Below are 1,024 nucleotides of genomic sequence, written 5' to 3' on the forward strand. Positions count from 1 at the left end.
CTAGATGATTGATGCCTTGAAGATTCGGGCGTGTGTCGCTGCTGGATAGATGCGGGGAGGGTGTCCAAGATCAGCGTTGCTGACCCAGCCGCCGAACTCTTGGAGCCCGTCGTTGGACGCTGATCTGGACACCCTCGTGACCGCACTCTACGTGGAGATCGATGACCTGATCGAACGACCCACGGGTCGGGGTCGCCGGCCGCGGCTGACGCATGCGGAGCTGTTGTGCCTGGCGGTGATGCAGGTGCTGCTGCGGTATCCGTCGGAGCGGCACTGGCTGCGCTACGCGAACAAGCATTTGCGGGGCATGTTCCCGTATCTGCCTGACCAGGACGGCTACAACAAGCGGATGCGCAAGGCCGGGCCGCTGCTGGCTGTGGTGATGCGGCATCTGGCCACCCGGACACCGTCGTGGTTCGACCAGTTGCGGCTGATCGATTCCACCCCGCTGCCGTGCGGCGCCTCCCGCGAGACCGTCAGACGCTCCGGCCTGGCCGGTGATGCCGGCTACGGGTACTGCGCCTCCCATTCCCGCTACTTCTGGGGATTCCGGCTCTATCTGGTCTGCACCCCGGAGGGCATGCCCGTGATCTGGGGGCTGGCCAACCCCAAACTCGGCGAACGCGAGGTCATGACCGCGCTCCTCGAAGCCGACCACCATCTCGTCCACGCCGGGCAGGTCTTCCTCGGCGACAAGGGCTTTGCCGGCGCGGACTTCGAACGGTTCATCACCGAACAGCTCGGGGCGCACTTCGTGCGCCCCGACCGCAAGGGCGAACCGGTCCGCTACGGCAAACTCGCCCGGGTCAGGCAGTGGGTCGAGGCCGTCTTCGACACATTGAAGGGCCAGCTCGACCTCGAAGCCCACGGCGGACGCACCCTGACCGGCGTCTTCGCCCGCGTCGCGCAACGCCTCCTCGCCCTGACCGCCGTGATCTGGCACAACTGGACCATCGGCGCACCCAGCAAACGATCACTCATCGCCTACGACCACTGAGGCAGCTTCAAGGCATCAATCATCTAG

Annotated in this window: 1 protein-coding gene; it reads left to right on the forward strand. The window is 65.5% G+C overall.

Annotated elements, in window-relative coordinates; translation table 11 throughout:
• Positions 1-112: 112 nt before the first annotated feature.
• Positions 113-997 (forward strand): IS982 family transposase, encoded by an 885-nt coding sequence (locus ABT369_RS57880; RefSeq protein ID WP_350627295.1) that lies wholly within the window; start codon positions 113-115, stop codon positions 995-997.
• Positions 998-1,024 lie beyond the last annotated feature (27 nt).

The organism is Dactylosporangium sp. NPDC000244 (assembly GCF_040300725.1).
Taxonomy (GTDB): Bacteria; Actinomycetota; Actinomycetes; order Mycobacteriales; family Micromonosporaceae; genus Dactylosporangium.